Genomic DNA, 17,115 nt, shown 5'->3' with positions numbered 1-17,115 from the left:
TGCTGGCTACAGCCCGATTTGGCTTAAGAAAATCGTCAGGCCGGAAACACGCCCGTCGACAGGTAGCGGTCGCCGCGGTCGCAGACGACAAACACAATCACCGCGTCTTTCACGGTTTTGGCGATTTCCTGCGCCACCCAGAGCGCACCGGCAGCCGAGATACCGGCAAAAATGCCTTCCTCGCACGCCAGGCGGCGGCACATGTCTTCCGCGTCGGCCTGGCTTACCAGCACCAGCTCATCGACCTGGCTGGCGTCATAAATCTTGGGCAAGTACTCTTGCGGCCATTTGCGGATGCCCGGGATGCGCGAACCCTCGCTGGGCTGGGCGCCGATGACCTTGATGGCCGGGTTTTTCTCTTTCAAATAGCGCGAAACGCCGGTAATCGTGCCGGTTGTGCCCATCGCACTGACAAAATGTGTCACCTTGCCTGACGTATCTGTCCATATTTCGGGCCCGGTGGTCTCGTAATGGATGCGCGGATTGTCCGGGTTGGCGAACTGGTCAAGCACCCGGCCTTTGCCCTCTTTTTGCATCTGGTCGGCCAGGTCGCGCGAATATTCGATGCCGGCGCTTTTGGGCGTCAGGATCAATTCGGCGCCAAACGCCTTCATGGTCTGGGCGCGTTCGATGCTGAGGTCCTCCGGCATGATCAGCACCATCTTGTAGCCCTTGATGGCGGCGGCCATGGCCAGGGCAATGCCCGTGTTGCCGGAGGTTGCTTCAATCAGCGTGTCGCCCGGCTTGATGTCGCCGCGCTCTTCAGCGCGCTTGATCATGGAGAGCGCCGGGCGGTCCTTGACGGAGCCTGCCGGGTTGTTGCCTTCCAGCTTTCCCAGGATGACGTTGCCGCGGGCGGCGTTTTCGGCGGCGTAAATGCGTTGCAATGCGACCAGCGGCGTTTTGCCGATCGCGTCTTCAATGGTTGGGTAATTCATAGTCACACTGTGCCATAATTTGAGGCTTCGCTCATTTGCGCCCGGGTGGTGAAATTGGTAGACGCAGGGGACTCAAAATCCCCCGCCGCAAGGCGTGCCGGTTCGATTCCGGCCCCGGGCACCACATCCCGAAAGCCGCCTCATGACCTCGTCATGGGCGGCTTTTTTGTTCCCGGTCGGCCAATGCTCACGCAGCGGATTCGAGCCGCCACAACTTGAACACCAGCACCCGCCTGTCGGTCGGGCACGTCCGCGAGACGGACCGCCCCACATGCGCCGGGTCACCGTCGGCAACCACAATGCGGCCCGGTTTGGGCATGACAGCTCCTGTGATTTCGTTCTGGTCGTCAAAAAAGACCGTTTCCCCGGCCCAGGCAAGATTCCACTCCCTGTTGCAGTACACCAGCACGGTCACGTGATTGGCGCGGGCGTCTTCTTCCGCGATGTCCTGATGCACCCGTCCTTCGGTGCCGAAGGTGTTGGCGCTCAGCATGCATTCATAAAGGCGGACCGGATACCCCAGGTTCTCCTTGATCCGCGTCCAGCATTCTGTGATGGCCTGCAGGCTCTCGTCGAGCGCCAGCAGCTTGGGCTCCACATCTTCCGTGAAAGGCTCTTCGGCAAATGCAATGGGGTAATACCAATGCATGTCCAGTTCGTGCGACTTGAAACGCTCCCAGCGATTCAGGAAATGCATGGGCATCCACGAAACCGTTTCGATCAACCGGTCCTGAAAGTCGCCCGGGAAAAGACCGTCAGCGACCCTGACATTCGATCCTAAAAACATACATAAGCCTTGAAATAAAGCAAAACTGCGGGCTTCGGTGACGCAAGCCGGAGCCTGCCATCACCGGGCCGCCTGACTTAGCGCTCGATGCGATCGCCGCAGCCGCCGGAGCCCAAAGGCAAACCGACTTTGTGCGGCAGGCGCACGCGCTGGACGGCGCTCCATTTGCTGTTCGAGTTCAGCGGGTTGCCCACAGCGGCAACGTCATGAACGCGATCAGGCATGCCCTTGGCCGTCTGGGGTTTGGTGGTGGTGGGTTTTTTCATGGAAGCTCCTCTGAGGGTTAAGGAAAGGGATGCGGGAATTTTGATCCAGGATGGACACGAGGAACCATTCCCAAAGGTTCTCGTTGATAACCGAAAGAAATTGGCAACAGGCCGGGCACCAGCGCTTTTACCACTGAAAGCCGTGTTCTGCCCTGGTCCACAAAGCAGAGTTTGGGTGTGATGTCCACCATGACGGGGTGGAGGCCTGCGGAAGCGAAACGATCGACCAGCTCTTGCGTAGTGCCGGCGTTCAGCGGTGCCAGTTGGGGCGGCCGCGCCTTGGGCGCACCTTCAGGAAACAACACACGGTCCGCGCGCCTGAAATAGCGTTTCAGGCCGTAGAGCTCAAAGTGGTGTTCGGTGGTTCCGACCTCATCGGGCGCGCCGACCTCCGGCTTGTGCCCATGGATCCAGGCATAAACACGTGCCTCGGTTTCATCCAGCGCGCCACTCAACGCCACGTTGAAGTCTGCGTGAGCCGATGTTCCCATGGTGGTGAAGTGCTGTGCTTCATGCTGTGCCGCCACCAGGCAGACCTGCGCCCAGGGTGAATCCAGCTTCTGGACAACGATCCGGCATCCGGTTTGCTCGAGCGCCTCGATACGGCTGCGAATATCCGCCTTGAAACGGGACGGCGCCACCACGCAACCACCCGTCTGCGCGAGCCAATGCCGCATGAAAGCATCCCGCTCAATCACTTCAAGAAGGGCCCTGCGCGTCGCGTCGTCCACCGATGTGCTTGCGGCGCATCCGGAAGAGGTCACTTGCGAAAAAGCCCGCACCGGCATCGCGCCGTGCGCAGCGAGCCTGGAACGGGGATAGACCAGCTCCGCCAGCACGCGGACCGCACGCCCTGTCAGCAAGTCGGTCCCGCCCGTCCAGAGATGGGTCGCCTTGGGATCAAAGCGCTGGTAAGGAAACGCGGGGTCCGCATACTGCCGGTCGCTGTACTGCACGAACTGCGCAGGATCAATCGCATTTTTCAGGGAGGCCAGGCTGCCCGACGTGAGCCGGCGCGGCTCCCTGAAGCCTTCGCGCTCAATGGCTTCTGCGGCCGCCTTGCGAAACGCCAGCCAGGGGTCGGTGTCGCGGCCCCAGGTGTGCGGCCGGTCATCGTCGGCCGTCATGACTTTGGCACGCGCCAGGTGAAACGGCATCGAGAACCGCGCGGCCTCGGAATCTACCCAGGCGAAGTCCAGATCAGGGGACCGGTCAATGAGTTTGATCTGCTCCGGCGTCGGCTTGGCGCCAAAGATGGCCGAGCCCAGGATCAATTCATCGCCAAGCCTGCACATCCTGGCGACGGTGGTTTCGTAGTACCCGCCTATCGTCGCGAAACCCATGCCGAGCCGGGGTGCGCTCAGGCCCGCATTGTGCAAAGCCGCGCCGGCCTCCATGAACAAATACTGCACCGAGCGGTTGCGGTAACGCATCGCCGCGACCTGGGCATCAGCCGCCAGGAAGATCGCGCCCGTCGCGTAGGTCACCTCCCAGGGCTTGCCGAACGCCCTGGGCATCAATTCATGCCCAGCACCGAGAAACTCCAGCACCACGGCTTGTTCATCCGGATAGCGAACGCGGTAGACGCCGGGCTCATACGAGCCCACCTTCTTTTGCAAAGCGACAAACACCTGCACAAGCTGCATGCCACCTGCCGAAGCGATGGTGCGTTTCGGCGTGACGTACCCGACGCGCTCATGCTTGAGGTTGACGACGCCGGCGACAGACCACACCAGGCCAAGCAGGGCGCGCTCGGAAATTCCTGTTTCCGCAAATGTGTAGGTGGATACGCGCTCCGCCAGAAAATCCTTCAGCGGGACAGCCGTCACCTTCTTCAGGCCTTGCGGTGGCTTTGCTGCCGCTCCTTTTTTGTTCCAGAGAAAGCGCCGGCAAATCTGGTTGGTCACCGCAGACGGGGAAGAAAGCCCGAACGGACTGCCCTGAAAGGCATAGCGCGCCGCATGTGCACTCGCCAGGTTGGCGTCGATCAAGGCACCCTGCCCAAACAGGAACCCGATGAAGTCACCGAACTCTCCCGCATCAAAGCTTTGGGGAAGGGCTTGAAGAACTTCGTTGACGGTCCGGGTGCCGTCGCAAAGCTTGAACACCTGCGCGAGCATGTTGGCGGGTGCCTGCACCTCCACATCCTGCGCCGCAGTGCGCACCACGAGGAGAGAGCCTTCGAGGCGGCTGGCGCCCGCCATCATCGGCGAGAGACGGCCGGGATCGTCAAAAGCGGCCAGCACGTCTTCCGGCGTCTTGTCGTTCAGCACCGAATTCATGGAAGCGAGCGGCGCAGCGCTCATTTCGCCCGCGCCTCAAGTGGACCGAAAAGCGAACGAAACACCGTCGGGTAAGCATCGGGCGGCAAGACGGGGTTGGAGTTGACCTCCAGCCACCACACATCACCCGCATCGTCGACCACCGCATCCATCGAATAAAGCACGGGCGCCTTGAAGCGACTAAGGCATTCCTCTGCAAGCTTGACGCCGACAGCGTCAACCTGGGCCCTCACCGCCGGATTGATCTTGTCAAGATCATTGTCGGAGTCCGTACTCGACGAAGCAGGCGCATACAGCCGGCCATACCGGAAATCGAACCACACCTCTTGTCCTGCTTTCAGGATGTCGCTCAGCCGGACCTGCTGGAATGCCAGTGAAGAGATGATGTTGGCCGTGTCGGCCTGTTCACCAGCCTGCCTCCCAAGCCGCCTGAAGCGCGCGTCAAGAAGCGACTGCACCGTCGACACCCCATCACCCACGAGAGTGGGATACGGGTGAACATGCGCATAAATGGCTTTTTCTCCCCAGAACCAGACTTTGAGATTGGTTCCAACGACAAACTGCTCCGCGAAGTCCGTCCCCGCAGCCGGGCTCGCTCCACCCGCGTCCTGAGAAGGCTTGACTTCACCGGCATTGCGGTATGGCCCACCTATCTTGTAGCCAAATGAGCCCGCAGATTGTTTGACAAGGAAAGGATGGTTCACCTCCGCCTCGGACTTCCATGTGGCCGGCGACCTGAGCCCCGCCTTTTCGAGAAAGGCCTTGAACAGAAGCTTGTCCATGGAGAGCTTCCACTGAAGGACGTCATAGGGAAGCCAGCCGATAAAACCCGTCACATCCTTGACCAGGCGGGTCGAGTAAGCCAGCTTGCCTTTGTCATCCACCAGAAACCGGGGCTTGAGGATGTAGTAACGGTTGCGGGCCTTGACCTCCAGATGGAAAGACCGCAGATCAAGGTTCACGCTGGCATCGCAGCTGTCTGCCCAGGCTTTGACAGCCCGCATGTGGTTGAGGGTGATCGAGATAAAAGTCATGGGTCGGAAATTACTGCCAGTTGGTGGCGATCACCGACGCGAGCGCGGTTGAATAATTGGCAGGCAGGCCTGTTTGCCCTGCCGCCGGCGGAGAGAAAGCAGCCATCGCACTCACCAGGTTCTGCACCTGGCTGGCCAACAGCGTCTTGCTTCCGTCGGTAGTCTTGAACTCTTCCACCCTGTACTGCGCACCCAGGTACCAGTTGGAGATGACGAATTTATCGTCGGTGCCCACAATGCTGGCCTCCAGGTCGTTATTGACCTGGCGGAACCAGATCTGGTCGATGGCAACCGAGGACAGGAAGGTCACGGAGTCGGTATTTCCGGCCGTGCCGTCGTTCTCGTTGATCGTGTCCACGTTCGAGCCGCGTCCCAGCAGGTAGCTGTCGTTGCCGGTACCGCCTTCGAGCGTGTCGGTGCCCGAGCCGCCGTCCAGGGTGTCGTTGCCAGCACCGCCGTTGAGGCTATTGTTGCCACTGTTGCCCGTTAACACGTTGTTCAGCGCATTGCCCGTGCCATTGACAGCCACACTGCCCGTCAGCGTCAGGTTCTCCAGGTTTGCACCCAGCGTGTAGTTGAAGCCTGCGTTGACGGTATCCGTGCCCTCATTGGCATTTTCGACAATCGTGTCCGAAGCATCGACAACATAGGTGTCGTTGCCAGCGCCGCCGGCCAGAGTGTCGGCCCCCGCGCCGCCGTCCAGCACATTGGCGGCAGTGTTGCCCGTCAGCACATTGTTCAGCGTGTTGCCCGTGCCGTTAACGGCGGCCGTTCCCGTCAGTGTCAGGTTCTCCAGGTTGGCACCCAGCGTAAAGCTGGTGTCGGCATTGACTGTGTCAGTGCCTTCGTTGGCGTTTTCGACCACCGTATCGGAAGCATCGGCGATATAGATGTCGTTGCCGGCGCCGCCAATCAGCGTGTCGGCTCCGACGCCTCCGTTCAGCGTGTTCGCCGCGGAGTTGCCGGTCAGCACATTGTCCAGGGCGTTGCCGGTGCCGTTGATGGCCGCAGTTCCTGTGAGCACCAGGTTTTCCACGTTAGCGCCCAGCGTGTAGCTGAAGTTTGCGTTGACGGTGTCCGTGCCTTCGCCGGCCGCTTCGACAACGGTGTCCGAAGCATCGACGAGATAAAGGTCATTGCCCGCGCCACCTGCCAGCGTGTCGGCGCCGGCGCCGCCGTCCAGCGTGTTGGCACCGGCGTTGCCGGTCAGCACATTGTTCAGCGCGTTGCCGGTGCCATTGATGGCCGTGGTTCCCGTGAGCGTCAGGTTCTCCTGGTTGGTTCCCAGCACATACGCGATGGAAGCATTGACCGTATCGATGCCTCCCGAATCGGACACCGTGGTCTGCGCCACCACATTGGGCGCCCAGTAGGTCTGCGGCACCATGACGGAGACCCAGCTCTGCACATACACCGGTTGTCCGCTTTCGTCGTAGCCGCTTTCGGTGTACACGTAATAGCCTTGATCCACATAGGTGGTGACATATTGCCCCTGGTCAACATACGTCGTCGTTGTCGTGGTTTCAACCACGGAATCCCCCGCGTTGTCGACGACATACACGTCATCACCCGAGCCGCCGTCGAGCACGTCCGCGCCCACGCCGCCATCGAGCATATCGTTGCCTGCCCCTGCCTTGAGCGTGTCGTTGCCCACCAGACCATAGAGCCAATCCCGGCCGGTTGTGCCGGTCAGGGTCTCTGCGGAAGCGGTCCCGGTGATCACATTGGCGATGTCCAATGACAATCCCGCGCTGACGGAAGCACCAGCGCTGTCGGTTGCTTTGATCGATACACCCAGAATGCCTGCCGCCGTATCCGGTGGTGTCCCGGACAGCGTTCGCGTCGCCGCGTTGAAGGTCAGCCATGAAGGCAATGCCGATCCGGTGGCCAGCGTTGCGCTATAGCTCAGGGTGTCGCCCAAGTCCACATCACCAAAGGTGCCTGCGGGCACAACATAGCTGAAGGCCTGCAGTTCGGCCAGCTGCTGATTTTGCAAGGGAACGAGCACCGTCGGTGCGTCGTTGGTGTTGACCACCGTCAGGTTGAAGGCGTTGCTAACCGCCACGCCTGCCGTGTCCGTGGCAGTCACCTGAAGCGCCACGGTGCCCACATGGGCATTCAGCGGCGTACCGCTGAAAGTGCGGGTCGCCGCGTTAAACGCCAGCCATGAAGGCAGTGGGGAGCCATCGGCCAGCCTGGCGCTGTATGTCAAGACGTCGCCCGCATCCACATCACCAAACGTTCCGGCCGGCACAACATAGCTGAAGGCCTGGTCTTCGTTGACCTGCTGGTTTTGCAGAGCGGCGAGCAGCGTCGGCGCGTCGTTGGTGTTGGTCACCGTCACGTTGAATGCGCTGCTGATCGTCGCGCCTGCCGTATCGGTAGCAGTCACCTTGAGCGCCAGCGTGCCGACATGGGCATTCAGCGGCGTACCGCTGAAAGTACGCGTCGCCGCGTCGAATGCCAACCAGGAAGGCAGTGCGGCACCATTGGCGAAGCTGGCGCTATAGCTCAGCGTATCGCCCGCATCCACATCGCCAAATGTTCCTGCCGGCACAACATAGCTGAAGGCGGCGTCCTCGTTGACCTGCTGGTTCTGCAAAGCGGTGAGCACTGTCGGCGCATCGTTGGTGTTGGCCACTGTCACGTCAAACGTGCCGCTGACCGCAGCCCCCTGCGTGTCGGTCGCCGTCACCTTCAGCGCCAGCACACCCACGTTGGCGTTCAGAGGTGTTCCGCTGAAGGTGCGGGTCGCCGCATTGAACGACAGCCATGACGGAAGGGCAGCGCCGCTGGCCAGGCTTGCGGTGTAGCTCAGCACGTCGGCCGCATCGAGATCCGCAAAAGTGCCCATGGGTACCGTGAAGCTCCATGCAGCATCTTCCGTTGCACTCTGGCCGGCCAGCGTACCCACCGTCGGTGCGCGGTTGCTCATGCGCAGCAGGTCGTCGGCAGTCCAGACCGTTCCGTCCGCAAACTCTACCCGTTCGATACGGTTTCCGGTGGCCACATTCCAGTCGATTGACAACTGGTCGGAGGCGCCCAGGCTCAGCACCATCTGGGTCGCCGTGCGCGACACCGTGACCTCGCTGGCGGCGATGCCCGGCTTGATCACCACCGTATCAATATTGCCCGCCGTTGTGTCGACATCCGAAATGATGTCGTGCCCATAACCGCGGCCGAAGATGTAGCGGTCATTGCCCAAACCGCCGGCCAGGACATCGTCACCGGCGCCGCCGTCCAGCGTGTCGTCACCGCCCCAGCCCATCAGCGAATTGCCGGCTGCATTGCCCGTCAGCACATTGTTCAGGGCGTTGCCCGCGCCGCCGATGGCGGCATCACCGGTCAGGTTCAGGTTCTCCTGATTAGCGCCCAAAGCGAAGGCCACCGAGCTGTTCACCGTGTCCACACCCCCGGAGTCGGAGACTGTGGTCTGCGGCACCACGTTGGGTACCCACACGGTTTGCGCCACTACATTGGGCACCCACACTGTTTGTGCAACCATTTCAGGTCCGATGAGTACCCCGATGGGGTTTCCTTCTATGTCACGTACCTGCTCATAGTAATAAGTCGGGGTTCCACTTTCATCGTAGTAAACGGCATACAAAGTTCTCCCTGTTGGCACGTATGTGGTGGTGTATTGGCCATGGTCGACGTAGGTCGTGACGTATTGCCCCTGGTCAACATAGGTCGTCGTCGTTGTGGTTTCCACCACCACGTCACCGGCGTTGTCGACCACATAGACGTCATTGCCCGCGCCGCCATACAGCGTGTCCGCACCGGCACCGCCATCCAGCAAGTCGTTCCCTGCCCCGGCATTCAGCACGTCGTTTCCGGCCAGACCGTTGATCAGGTCGCGCTCTGCGGTGCCCGTCAGTGTTTCGGCCGCAGCGGTCCCCGCGATGCTGTTTCCGATATCGAACTGCAAACCTGTCGCCACCGAAGCCCCCGCGAGATCGGTCGCCTTGATCACCAACTTAATCGTCTCGTCGGCATTGGCGGGCGGTGTTCCCGAAAAAGTCCGGGTTGCGGCATTGAATGCCAGCCATGACGGCAAGGGTGTTCCGTCGGACCGAGTCGCCTCGAGGGACAGCACGTCACCCGCATCCACGTCGACGAAAGTATCGACTGGCAGCACGTAGGTAAACGCCTGGTTCTTTGCACGCTGCTGATTCAGCAAGGCCTGCGCCGTCGGTGCGTCATTCACGTTGGCGACCGAGAACTGGATCAAGGTGCTGCTGACGGCGCCGTAGCTATCTTTGGCATACAGCCGCATCTCGAAGGCCGCTACGTCCGCATTCTGCGGCAGGCCGCTGAATTTTCCGGTGGCCGCATCGAGCACCAGCCACGCAGGCAGGGCGCCACCATTGGCCAGCGTCGCCCAGTAAGTCAAGCCTGGCGAGCTGGTGCTGAACCAGGCAGATGTGTCTTCAAACAGCAGGTCTTCGGTTGCCACCCGTTGGTGCGTGGGTGCGGAAGACACAGGCGCCGGATTGGGCACGATCCTGGACATCACAGAGGCCTGGTCCCACTGGGTACCGTCGACGAAACGAACTGATTCGATCCCGATGCCGCCATCCGCAACGCGCTGGATGGCCAGGCGGTTTGTGCCGTCCACCAAATTCAAATACACGTAGTCGGCGTCAGCGCTCACCCACACCTTGTCGGCCGTCACTCCGGCGGTGAACTGAACGATGTCATTGCTGACACCCGTTTCGGCAAGCTCAATCAGCGTGTCCTGTCCACTGCCAAAACCGAACATATAGACGTCGTCGCCTGCACCGCCTGCCAGGATATTGGAGGCCCTGTTGCCGGTCAACACATTGGCCAGGCTGTTGCCGGTCGCATTGACGGCCGCGTTGCCTGTCAGGGTCAGGTTCTCCAGGCTGTCGCCCAAAGTCCAGCTTCCCGCAGAGAAGACCGTATCGACACCTTCGTTGGCGCGCTCCACCACGGTGTCGAGCGCATCCACCACATAACTGTCATTGCCCAGGCCGCCAATCAGCCGGTCGGCGCCGGCCTGACCGTCCAGCAGGTCGTTGCCGTCGTCTCCCCAGACGTATTCGCTGTAGGCAGAACCGACCAGCACGTCATTACCGCCCGTGCCCCGAATCATCGAAGCCACGGTGATCAAAGTCGACGTCGTTGCGCCCGCCAGATCGGTAGCAGTCACGCGTAGTTGCAGCGGCGCCGAAATCTGCTCCGCGGTTGGGTTCGCCGAGAAAGTTCTTGTGGCGGCGTCATAGACCAGCCATGCCGGCAACGACGATCCATCGGCAACGGATACCGCGACTTGCAGAACGTCACCCAGATCCTGGTCGGCGAAAAGGTCTTGCGGCAGGACGAAGCTGTTGGCGATGCCCGCCGTCAGGCCAATGGTGGGCACGGTGCCCGCGAGGTAGGGCGCATCGTTGATACCGCTGACCACGATCTTGAAGAGCGTGCTTGCCGTGGCATTGGCCTCGTCAGCAGCGGTCAGTTTGATTTCAATGGCGCCGGCCTGGCTGCCACCGGGCGTGCCGTAGAAGCGCATGCTCTGCGCATCAAAGTGCAACCAGGAAGGCAAGGCAGAGCCGTCTGCCAGCGTTGCACTGAAGCGCAACTGGTCACGCACGTCCTTGTCGATGAAGAAGTTGGAAGAAATCTCCAGGCTGAACGGCTGGTCTTCGTCGGCATACTGCGTCGGCACATGGCCGTACTCAACAGGCGCTTGGTTGAACTGCGCGACCTCCAGCGTCATGACGCCGGCATTGGTGGCATTGCTGGCGTCCGTTCCGACAACCTTGATCGTCCACTCGCCGAGCTGCCCCTCAGTGGGTGATCCGCTCAGCGTGCGCGTGGCCGCATCAAAATGCAGCCAGGCCGGCAGCGGCTGGCCACTGGCGAGCTTGACGGTGTATTGCGCACCGGCAGCCAGGTTGGCGAAAAGCGCCTCCGGCAGCACGTAGCGGTAGGCCTGGCCGGTCAGCACCTTGTGGTCATGCAGGGCGCCGCTGAACTCGGGCGAGCCGGCACGCATTGCTGCGGCCTGGGCTTGCTGCTGCTGTTGCGCCAGGGCCTGCGCGTTCGACACGGGAATGACCTCGGCATCCTGCCCCGACGCGGGCGGGTTGGTTCCGGAAATCTCGTCCGGGTCTTCAATGCCCAGTTGCACGTCACCGGCCTGCAACATGCGGCCGTCGGTCATCTCAACCCGGGTGTAGCCGCGCACCAGCACATCTTCACCATAGCGGCGATTCAGCACGTTCGCGTTCAGGTACAAGGCCTTCACGCCGGCCTCTCCCAAAGTTTGCAACTCGCCTGCATCGCTGACACCGTTGCCGTTCAAGTCGCGCCAAAGCTTGAACTCGGACCACTTCGCATCCGACGCATCAAACTTCCCATCCTGGTTGGCGTCGAACTCCACCCTTGCCAGGCTTTGCAAATCGGTCCGGGCCGGATCCTGCGGATTCACGTGCGACCAGAACTCAATTTCGTCGGGCTGGTTGATCTGGTTGTCGTGGTTATGGTCCCAGGCCAGGATGCCTTCCTGAGCGCCAATCCACGCCACATTTTTTTCGACGCCGTCTCGGGTGATGGAGACATTGCTCTCATCGATGTCCAGAAACTCCAGTCCGTCCCCACCCAGGTCAATCACCACCGGGTCGTAGCCCTGGAGGGCGAAGCTCACCGACCTGAAGTTGAACCCGCCCTGGGAATCCGTGACGCGGAATGTGACCGAATCGTTTTGGCTCTGCCCCACGATGATGGCGGGGAGCGAGAAATAGTTGGCGGCGGCCGCCGTCTCTATCCAGCCTCCTTCCGTCAACACCATCCCGTTTTCGTCCAGCACCGTGTCCTGATAACCCAGCGTCACGCCCTGAGCCACGTTACCCCACAAGGGGTGGCGCTCAATCGTCACGGCCGAGTTGCCATACCCGTCTTCTACATCGTAGGTGTCAAGACGGTAATACGCGCGGCCGAATGGAATGGTCCAGCCGCCACTCGTCAGAAAGGAAATACTCGCCGTCGGCAAGTCATTCACGGCAACCACATTGCCGTAAGCCTTCTGGGACACCTGCGCACCGTGGCCGTCACTGACGGCGAAGTCGAAGGTGATGGCCCCGTTGTAGTTCAGCGGCGCCAGAATGCCTACACGGTTGTTGGCCGCATCGTTCACAATATTCACCAGGCGGCCGTCCAGGGTACGGCCATTGGCGGCACTCAGGATGCTGAGCACGTCGCCTTCCGCGTCGCTGGAGCCCGAGAGCAGGCTGCTGTACGAGATGTAGCTCCAGGCCTGCAGGCCGGGGTCGTTATAACCACCGTCTTCCAGCATCTGGAAGCCCACGGCGTTGACGATGGGCGCGTCATTCAAGGCCTGAATGCCGATGTCCAGCCGCTCGTAGGCGCTGTAAACCCCGTTCGAGTCCTGCACCCGTACGTCAAACTGGCGCGTGCCATTGGCGTTCGCCTTGGCCTTGAACACGATCTCCTGCGTCTGCGCGTCAAAGCGGATGGTGTCGCCGCTGTTGACAGCCACCAGGTTGGCGGTGTCCACCGTGATGGCATCGCCATCCACGTCCACAAACATCTGCTTGAGGGCCGACAGCGAGATGCGAACCTCCTGGTCCTCCTGGCCAGTCTTCGCCAGATGGCTGCCCGCCACAAACACCGGTGCGTCGTTGACGTTGTTAAAGCTCATCGTCACGACCGCCACGGATTCGGCGCCCTGGGCGTCCTGCACCACGTAGTCAAAATGCGCCGCGCCCGTGAAGTTGGCGCCCGGCGTGAAGGTGAAGGTATCGCCGGTCCTCTCCAGCGTGCCGCCCACCACGTTACGGGCCTCCACGAAGCTGAGGCCGGTTGTGCCGTCTTCTGCGTCCACCACACCCGCGAGCAACTGGTCGACGGTAATATTGAGAGGCGTTTCTTCCGTGCCCTGGAAGGCACGGTTGAGCAAAGTTGGCGCATCGTTGACGGCCGCGATATTGACCTTGGCTATGGCTTGCGCCAGGCCACCCGCACCGTCGCTGACGGTATAGCGGAAGCTGGCTTCGCCCGAGAAATTGGAAGTGGGCGTAAAGACAATGTGCCCGCCTTCGAGCGACACCGTACCGTTGACGGCCTGGTCGACCGCCACCACCATCAGGCGTTGCTGCTCGCCGCGCTGGATGTCGGCGTCTTCTTCATTGGCCAGCAACAAATCCGGATCAATGACGAGCTTCTCGTCTTCATTGCTGGCAATGACTTCCCCAAAGGCCCGCAGCACGTCATTGACGGCGTCGATTTCCACTTCAGCCTTGCCGACAGTCGACAGCCCGGTATCGTCCGTCACTGTGTATTCAAACGTGGCTGTGCCATTGAAGTTTTCATCGGGCACAAAAATGATCTGCCCGTTGCTGTCGACAAAGGCCTGGCCATGGACGGCATTGCCCACTGCCGTAATGCGCAGCGGCGCAGCGCCGGCCTGTGCATTGAAATCGGGGTCAAAGTCGTTTGCCAGCAGCAAAGCTGCGTCGATGCGCAGGTTGGTGTCTTCCTTGGCATTGCGGATCACTTCGCTGACCACCGTGGGCGCATCGTTGACCGCTGTCAGCTTGATCTTGATCACCGCCACAGCGCTTGCGCCGCGCGAGTCTTGCACGATGTACTCGATGGTGTCGGTAACGCCATACAAGTCCATGGGCGGCTTGTAGCTGATCTGGCCGTTGGCCAGCAGCTCGGCGCGGCCCATGCCCACACGGCCAATACCGATGATGGTGAGCGTGTCGCCTTCCAGGTCCGTATCGTTGGCCAGCAAGGTGGCTGCATCCAGCAGCAGTGGCACATCTTCTTGCGCCTGGATGGTTTCACCAAGCAGCGTCGGTGCGTCATTAACTTCGGTCAGGTTGAAATTGATGCGCCGCTCCATCACCTGGCCCTGGCCGTCCATGACGGCGTAACTAAAGCCCGCCTCGGTGCCGAAGTAATTGGCATCGCCAATAAAGCGGATGCGCCCCGTTACGTCGTCGACCTCGACATAGCCGTGGCGAACCTCGCGCACGCCCAGCAGGCGCACCGTGGTGTAAGGCGTGGCGCCGGCAATCAGCGTGCGCGCTTCTTGCTCAAGCTGCTCATAGCCAAAAGCGAATTGCTCGTCTTCCCGGCCCGCCACCGTAACGGTACCCAGGGATGAAGTGGGCGCAGCCGTGGTGTAGACCTGGATGGTCTGCGCCGGCGCGCCGGGCGTGGCGGCATTGCTGGCAATCACCGCCTGCTGCGTCACCAAACCGCCCAGCTGCGCGCCCTTGACGACGTAGTCCAGCGTGTAGACGTCGGTAGGCAGCACCCATTGCTCGGGGTTTGGCGGCGTGGGTGGGCCTGCGGTGGCCGTGTCGCTGGTGACCTCGCCGCTCGTGACGTGATGGCTCAGCGCCCACTGGTCGTTAAAGACAGGCGTGTCGGTGCTCGGTCCAGCCCACACCGGCGGGCTGAAATGGGCCGTGCCAAACACGTCGGATCCGCCCACTGTCGAAGCCGCATGAAAGCTGAAGCGCATCTGCTCCAGCCGCTGGCGGACGTTCTGGTCAACCCAGACATCGCTGTCGCCAATGTAGATCGCCATGCCGCTGGCGCCGATGTTCTCGCCGCCCGCGCGCAGGCTCTTCACCACATTGATGAAATCAGCCGATTGCGTGTTGAGCCCGTAGCGCACAGCCAGGGCCTCGAGCTCTGCACGGCGTGCCGCAGTGATGTTGGCGTTCTGCAACTCCAGCAGCACGCTCATGTCCTGCACCAGCGTGATGTAGTTTTCACGCAAGCCGTTTTCATGCAGGATGCTGACGTTCTGCGTGGCTTGGTCCACCACCACTGCAATGCCTTCTGTCTGGGCTTGCAGGCCCACGTCGTTGGCTTGTGCATCGGTGCCATCCGCCATACGCAGCTTGAAGGTCGTCAGGTCAATCGACTGCACAGCACTGCCAGCCAGCGCGTCCATGGCAGCCTGCCCCGCCGCATCCAGCCGCGCACGCAATGCCGCCATGTCCACGCCCGGGTGGCGCATCTGCAGGTCATAAATTTCCATGCTGCCGGCACTGCCGTCGCCGTTCAGGTCGATCCACAAACGCAGCAGCTTGTACACCGGGTCCGACGCATCAATCTTGCCGTCGTTGTTGCTGTCGTAGTACTTCAAGCTGGCCAGGCCGCGCTGGTCAAACGGTGTGCTCACACCGTTAAACAATTCGCTGGCCGTGTCGATCAAGCCGTTACCGTCGCGGTCAATGCCCAGCATGGCCTCCGAAGGTGCAATCCATTCAGTCGCCTCACGGAAGCCGTCGTTGTCCGCATCAAAGCGCGCCACGCCGTCGCTTTGCAGGCTGTCGTAGTCTTGTTTGACGACATTGGGCAACGCCGTCTTGGTAACGCCATCACCGCCAAGGTCAACAGCAATGACTTTGAGCCACTGGCGCGAGGCATTTTCAATGGCAGCCGCACGCAATGCCGGATCAGTAATGCCGGCATCCACAATGTGCGCCGCGAGTTGCGGGCCGCTCGGGTTCTGCACTTCAAAAGCTTTCAGCGCCGCCATGGCGACAGCCAGAGCAGCTTCGGCCGCACTGGCCACGCCAGGCTGATTGGCTGCGCCCTCTGCCACATTGCCCGTAACGGCACCGAGAGACACCCAGCTGCCAAGCACAAGATTGGATTTCTTCGCGCTTTCGAGCGCCGCATTGGCTTCCGAGAGCGCCTGCTGCAGAGCACGGCGCTGCTGCTCGATGGGGCTCATGGCCGACAGCCACTGGCCCTCAGTCTTCCAGTTGGCTTCGTCGGAACCAAACTTGGCCGTAAGGTGGTTGATTTGCCACTGGTTGGCAATCGCCTCGGGCGTGACCAGCGCTTCAGCGTAGTGATCCACGATATCTTGCCGCGCCACACCGCTGTACATTTTTTCACCCGTCTGCGGGTGAATCTGCTCCAGCACAAAGAAGAAGTTGCTGACCAAATTGTCGGTTTTGCTGGGCCAGCTCTGGATGCTGATCTTGGGCATTCGGCTTGCAATCAACGCGAGCGCAAGATCGGGATCGGTATTACCGTTGTTGGCTTGGCCAATCTGCACGCTCAACTTGGCCAGTAAGGCATCCATTTTGACCGTCAAAATCTCGACGCCACCGTTGGCGGCGTTGAGAATCTCGTAGCCCAAGCTGCCATCGGCCAGGCGTTTGAAGACGGCCTCACCGATGGGCGGCGGCGGAGGCGGCTCTTCGTCGTCGGCAAGGAGTCCGTCAATAACAATGGACGCAACAATAATGATTGCCATTGTGTAGGGCTCAAACGGAACAATTCCAAAAAGTCCTGGCGTTCCACCGACTCCACTCACTGCAGCGGTGCCACCAAATGAACCCAGAGCACTATAGGCACCAGCTAATGCGGCACCAGCTGATCCATACTGACCATGCTCGAGCATGTCACCCAGGTTGACTAAATTAACGATGCTCAGCACGGCACCGATCTGCCCCATTAAACGAAGGGAGTCTGGGCTCAAAAAGCCTTTAACAGCGGCAGCACCTGAGCCGTAGGTTGCTCCTAATTGCCCGGCCAATGCATTAGCGCTACTAAGCAGATTGACAGCACTGTTGACCTGCGTCAGAACGTTGTCGGACTTCAAGCCTCGCAAGGCACCGAGCACCCCCACTGCGCTACCCACACCACCCAAAAAGTTGTCGAACTCTGTAGCCTGCTGTGGATCTGTTCGGCCGTAATCCACGGCCAACTTGGCGCCCGCAAGTAATACACCGATCTTGTTCTTAGCGTGAAGTGCAATCAGAAAATTCGCCGCATCACCATACA

The 17,115-nt window shown here is 60.9% G+C and carries 6 protein-coding genes and 1 tRNA gene; 1 reads left to right on the top strand and 6 read right to left on the bottom strand.

The genetic code is table 11. The features are described 5' to 3' along the window. Positions 1 to 35 precede the first annotated feature (35 nt). A complete protein-coding gene (cysM, locus tag DT070_RS11675; protein ID WP_122955550.1) occupies positions 36 to 938 on the bottom strand; it encodes a cysteine synthase CysM in 903 nt (300 codons plus the stop codon). A gap of 39 nt (positions 939 to 977) precedes the next feature. On the opposite strand from cysM, the gene DT070_RS11670 reads away from it, so the two are divergent. Then, a tRNA-Leu gene (locus DT070_RS11670) sits at positions 978 to 1,062 on the top strand. A gap of 63 nt (positions 1,063 to 1,125) precedes the next feature. On the opposite strand, the gene DT070_RS11665 is transcribed toward DT070_RS11670, so the two are convergent. The 5 genes from DT070_RS11665 to DT070_RS11645 all read right to left on the bottom strand — a co-directional run bounded on the left by DT070_RS11665 (position 1,126) and on the right by DT070_RS11645 (position 16,585). Beyond that, positions 1,126 to 1,635, bottom strand: coding sequence for a 2OG-Fe(II) oxygenase (locus DT070_RS11665; RefSeq protein WP_164483749.1), 510 nt, complete (start codon positions 1,633 to 1,635; stop codon positions 1,126 to 1,128). Positions 1,636 to 1,802: 167 nt separating this feature from the next. Next, complete coding sequence (locus tag DT070_RS11660) at positions 1,803 to 1,991, bottom strand: hypothetical protein (RefSeq protein ID WP_122955548.1); 189 nt, start codon at positions 1,989 to 1,991, stop codon at positions 1,803 to 1,805. Positions 1,992 to 2,008: 17 nt separating this feature from the next. After that, on the bottom strand, positions 2,009 to 4,297 hold the full coding sequence (locus DT070_RS11655; RefSeq protein WP_122955547.1) for a YcaO-like family protein: 2,289 nt from the start codon (positions 4,295 to 4,297) through the stop codon (positions 2,009 to 2,011). After that, a complete protein-coding gene (locus tag DT070_RS11650) occupies positions 4,294 to 5,307 on the bottom strand; it encodes a hypothetical protein (protein WP_122955546.1) in 1,014 nt (337 codons plus the stop codon). The genes DT070_RS11655 and DT070_RS11650 overlap by 4 nt, the downstream gene beginning before the upstream one ends. Before the next feature lie 10 nt (positions 5,308 to 5,317). Beyond that, positions 5,318 to 16,585 (bottom strand): putative Ig domain-containing protein, encoded by an 11,268-nt coding sequence (locus tag DT070_RS11645; RefSeq protein ID WP_164483748.1) that lies wholly within the window; start codon positions 16,583 to 16,585, stop codon positions 5,318 to 5,320. Positions 16,586 to 17,115 lie beyond the last annotated feature (530 nt).

Origin of the sequence: Polaromonas sp. SP1, assembly GCF_003711205.1 — a bacterium.
GTDB lineage: Bacteria > Pseudomonadota > Gammaproteobacteria > Burkholderiales > Burkholderiaceae_C > Polaromonas.
This window is presented reverse-complemented; position numbering and strand designations above follow the sequence as displayed.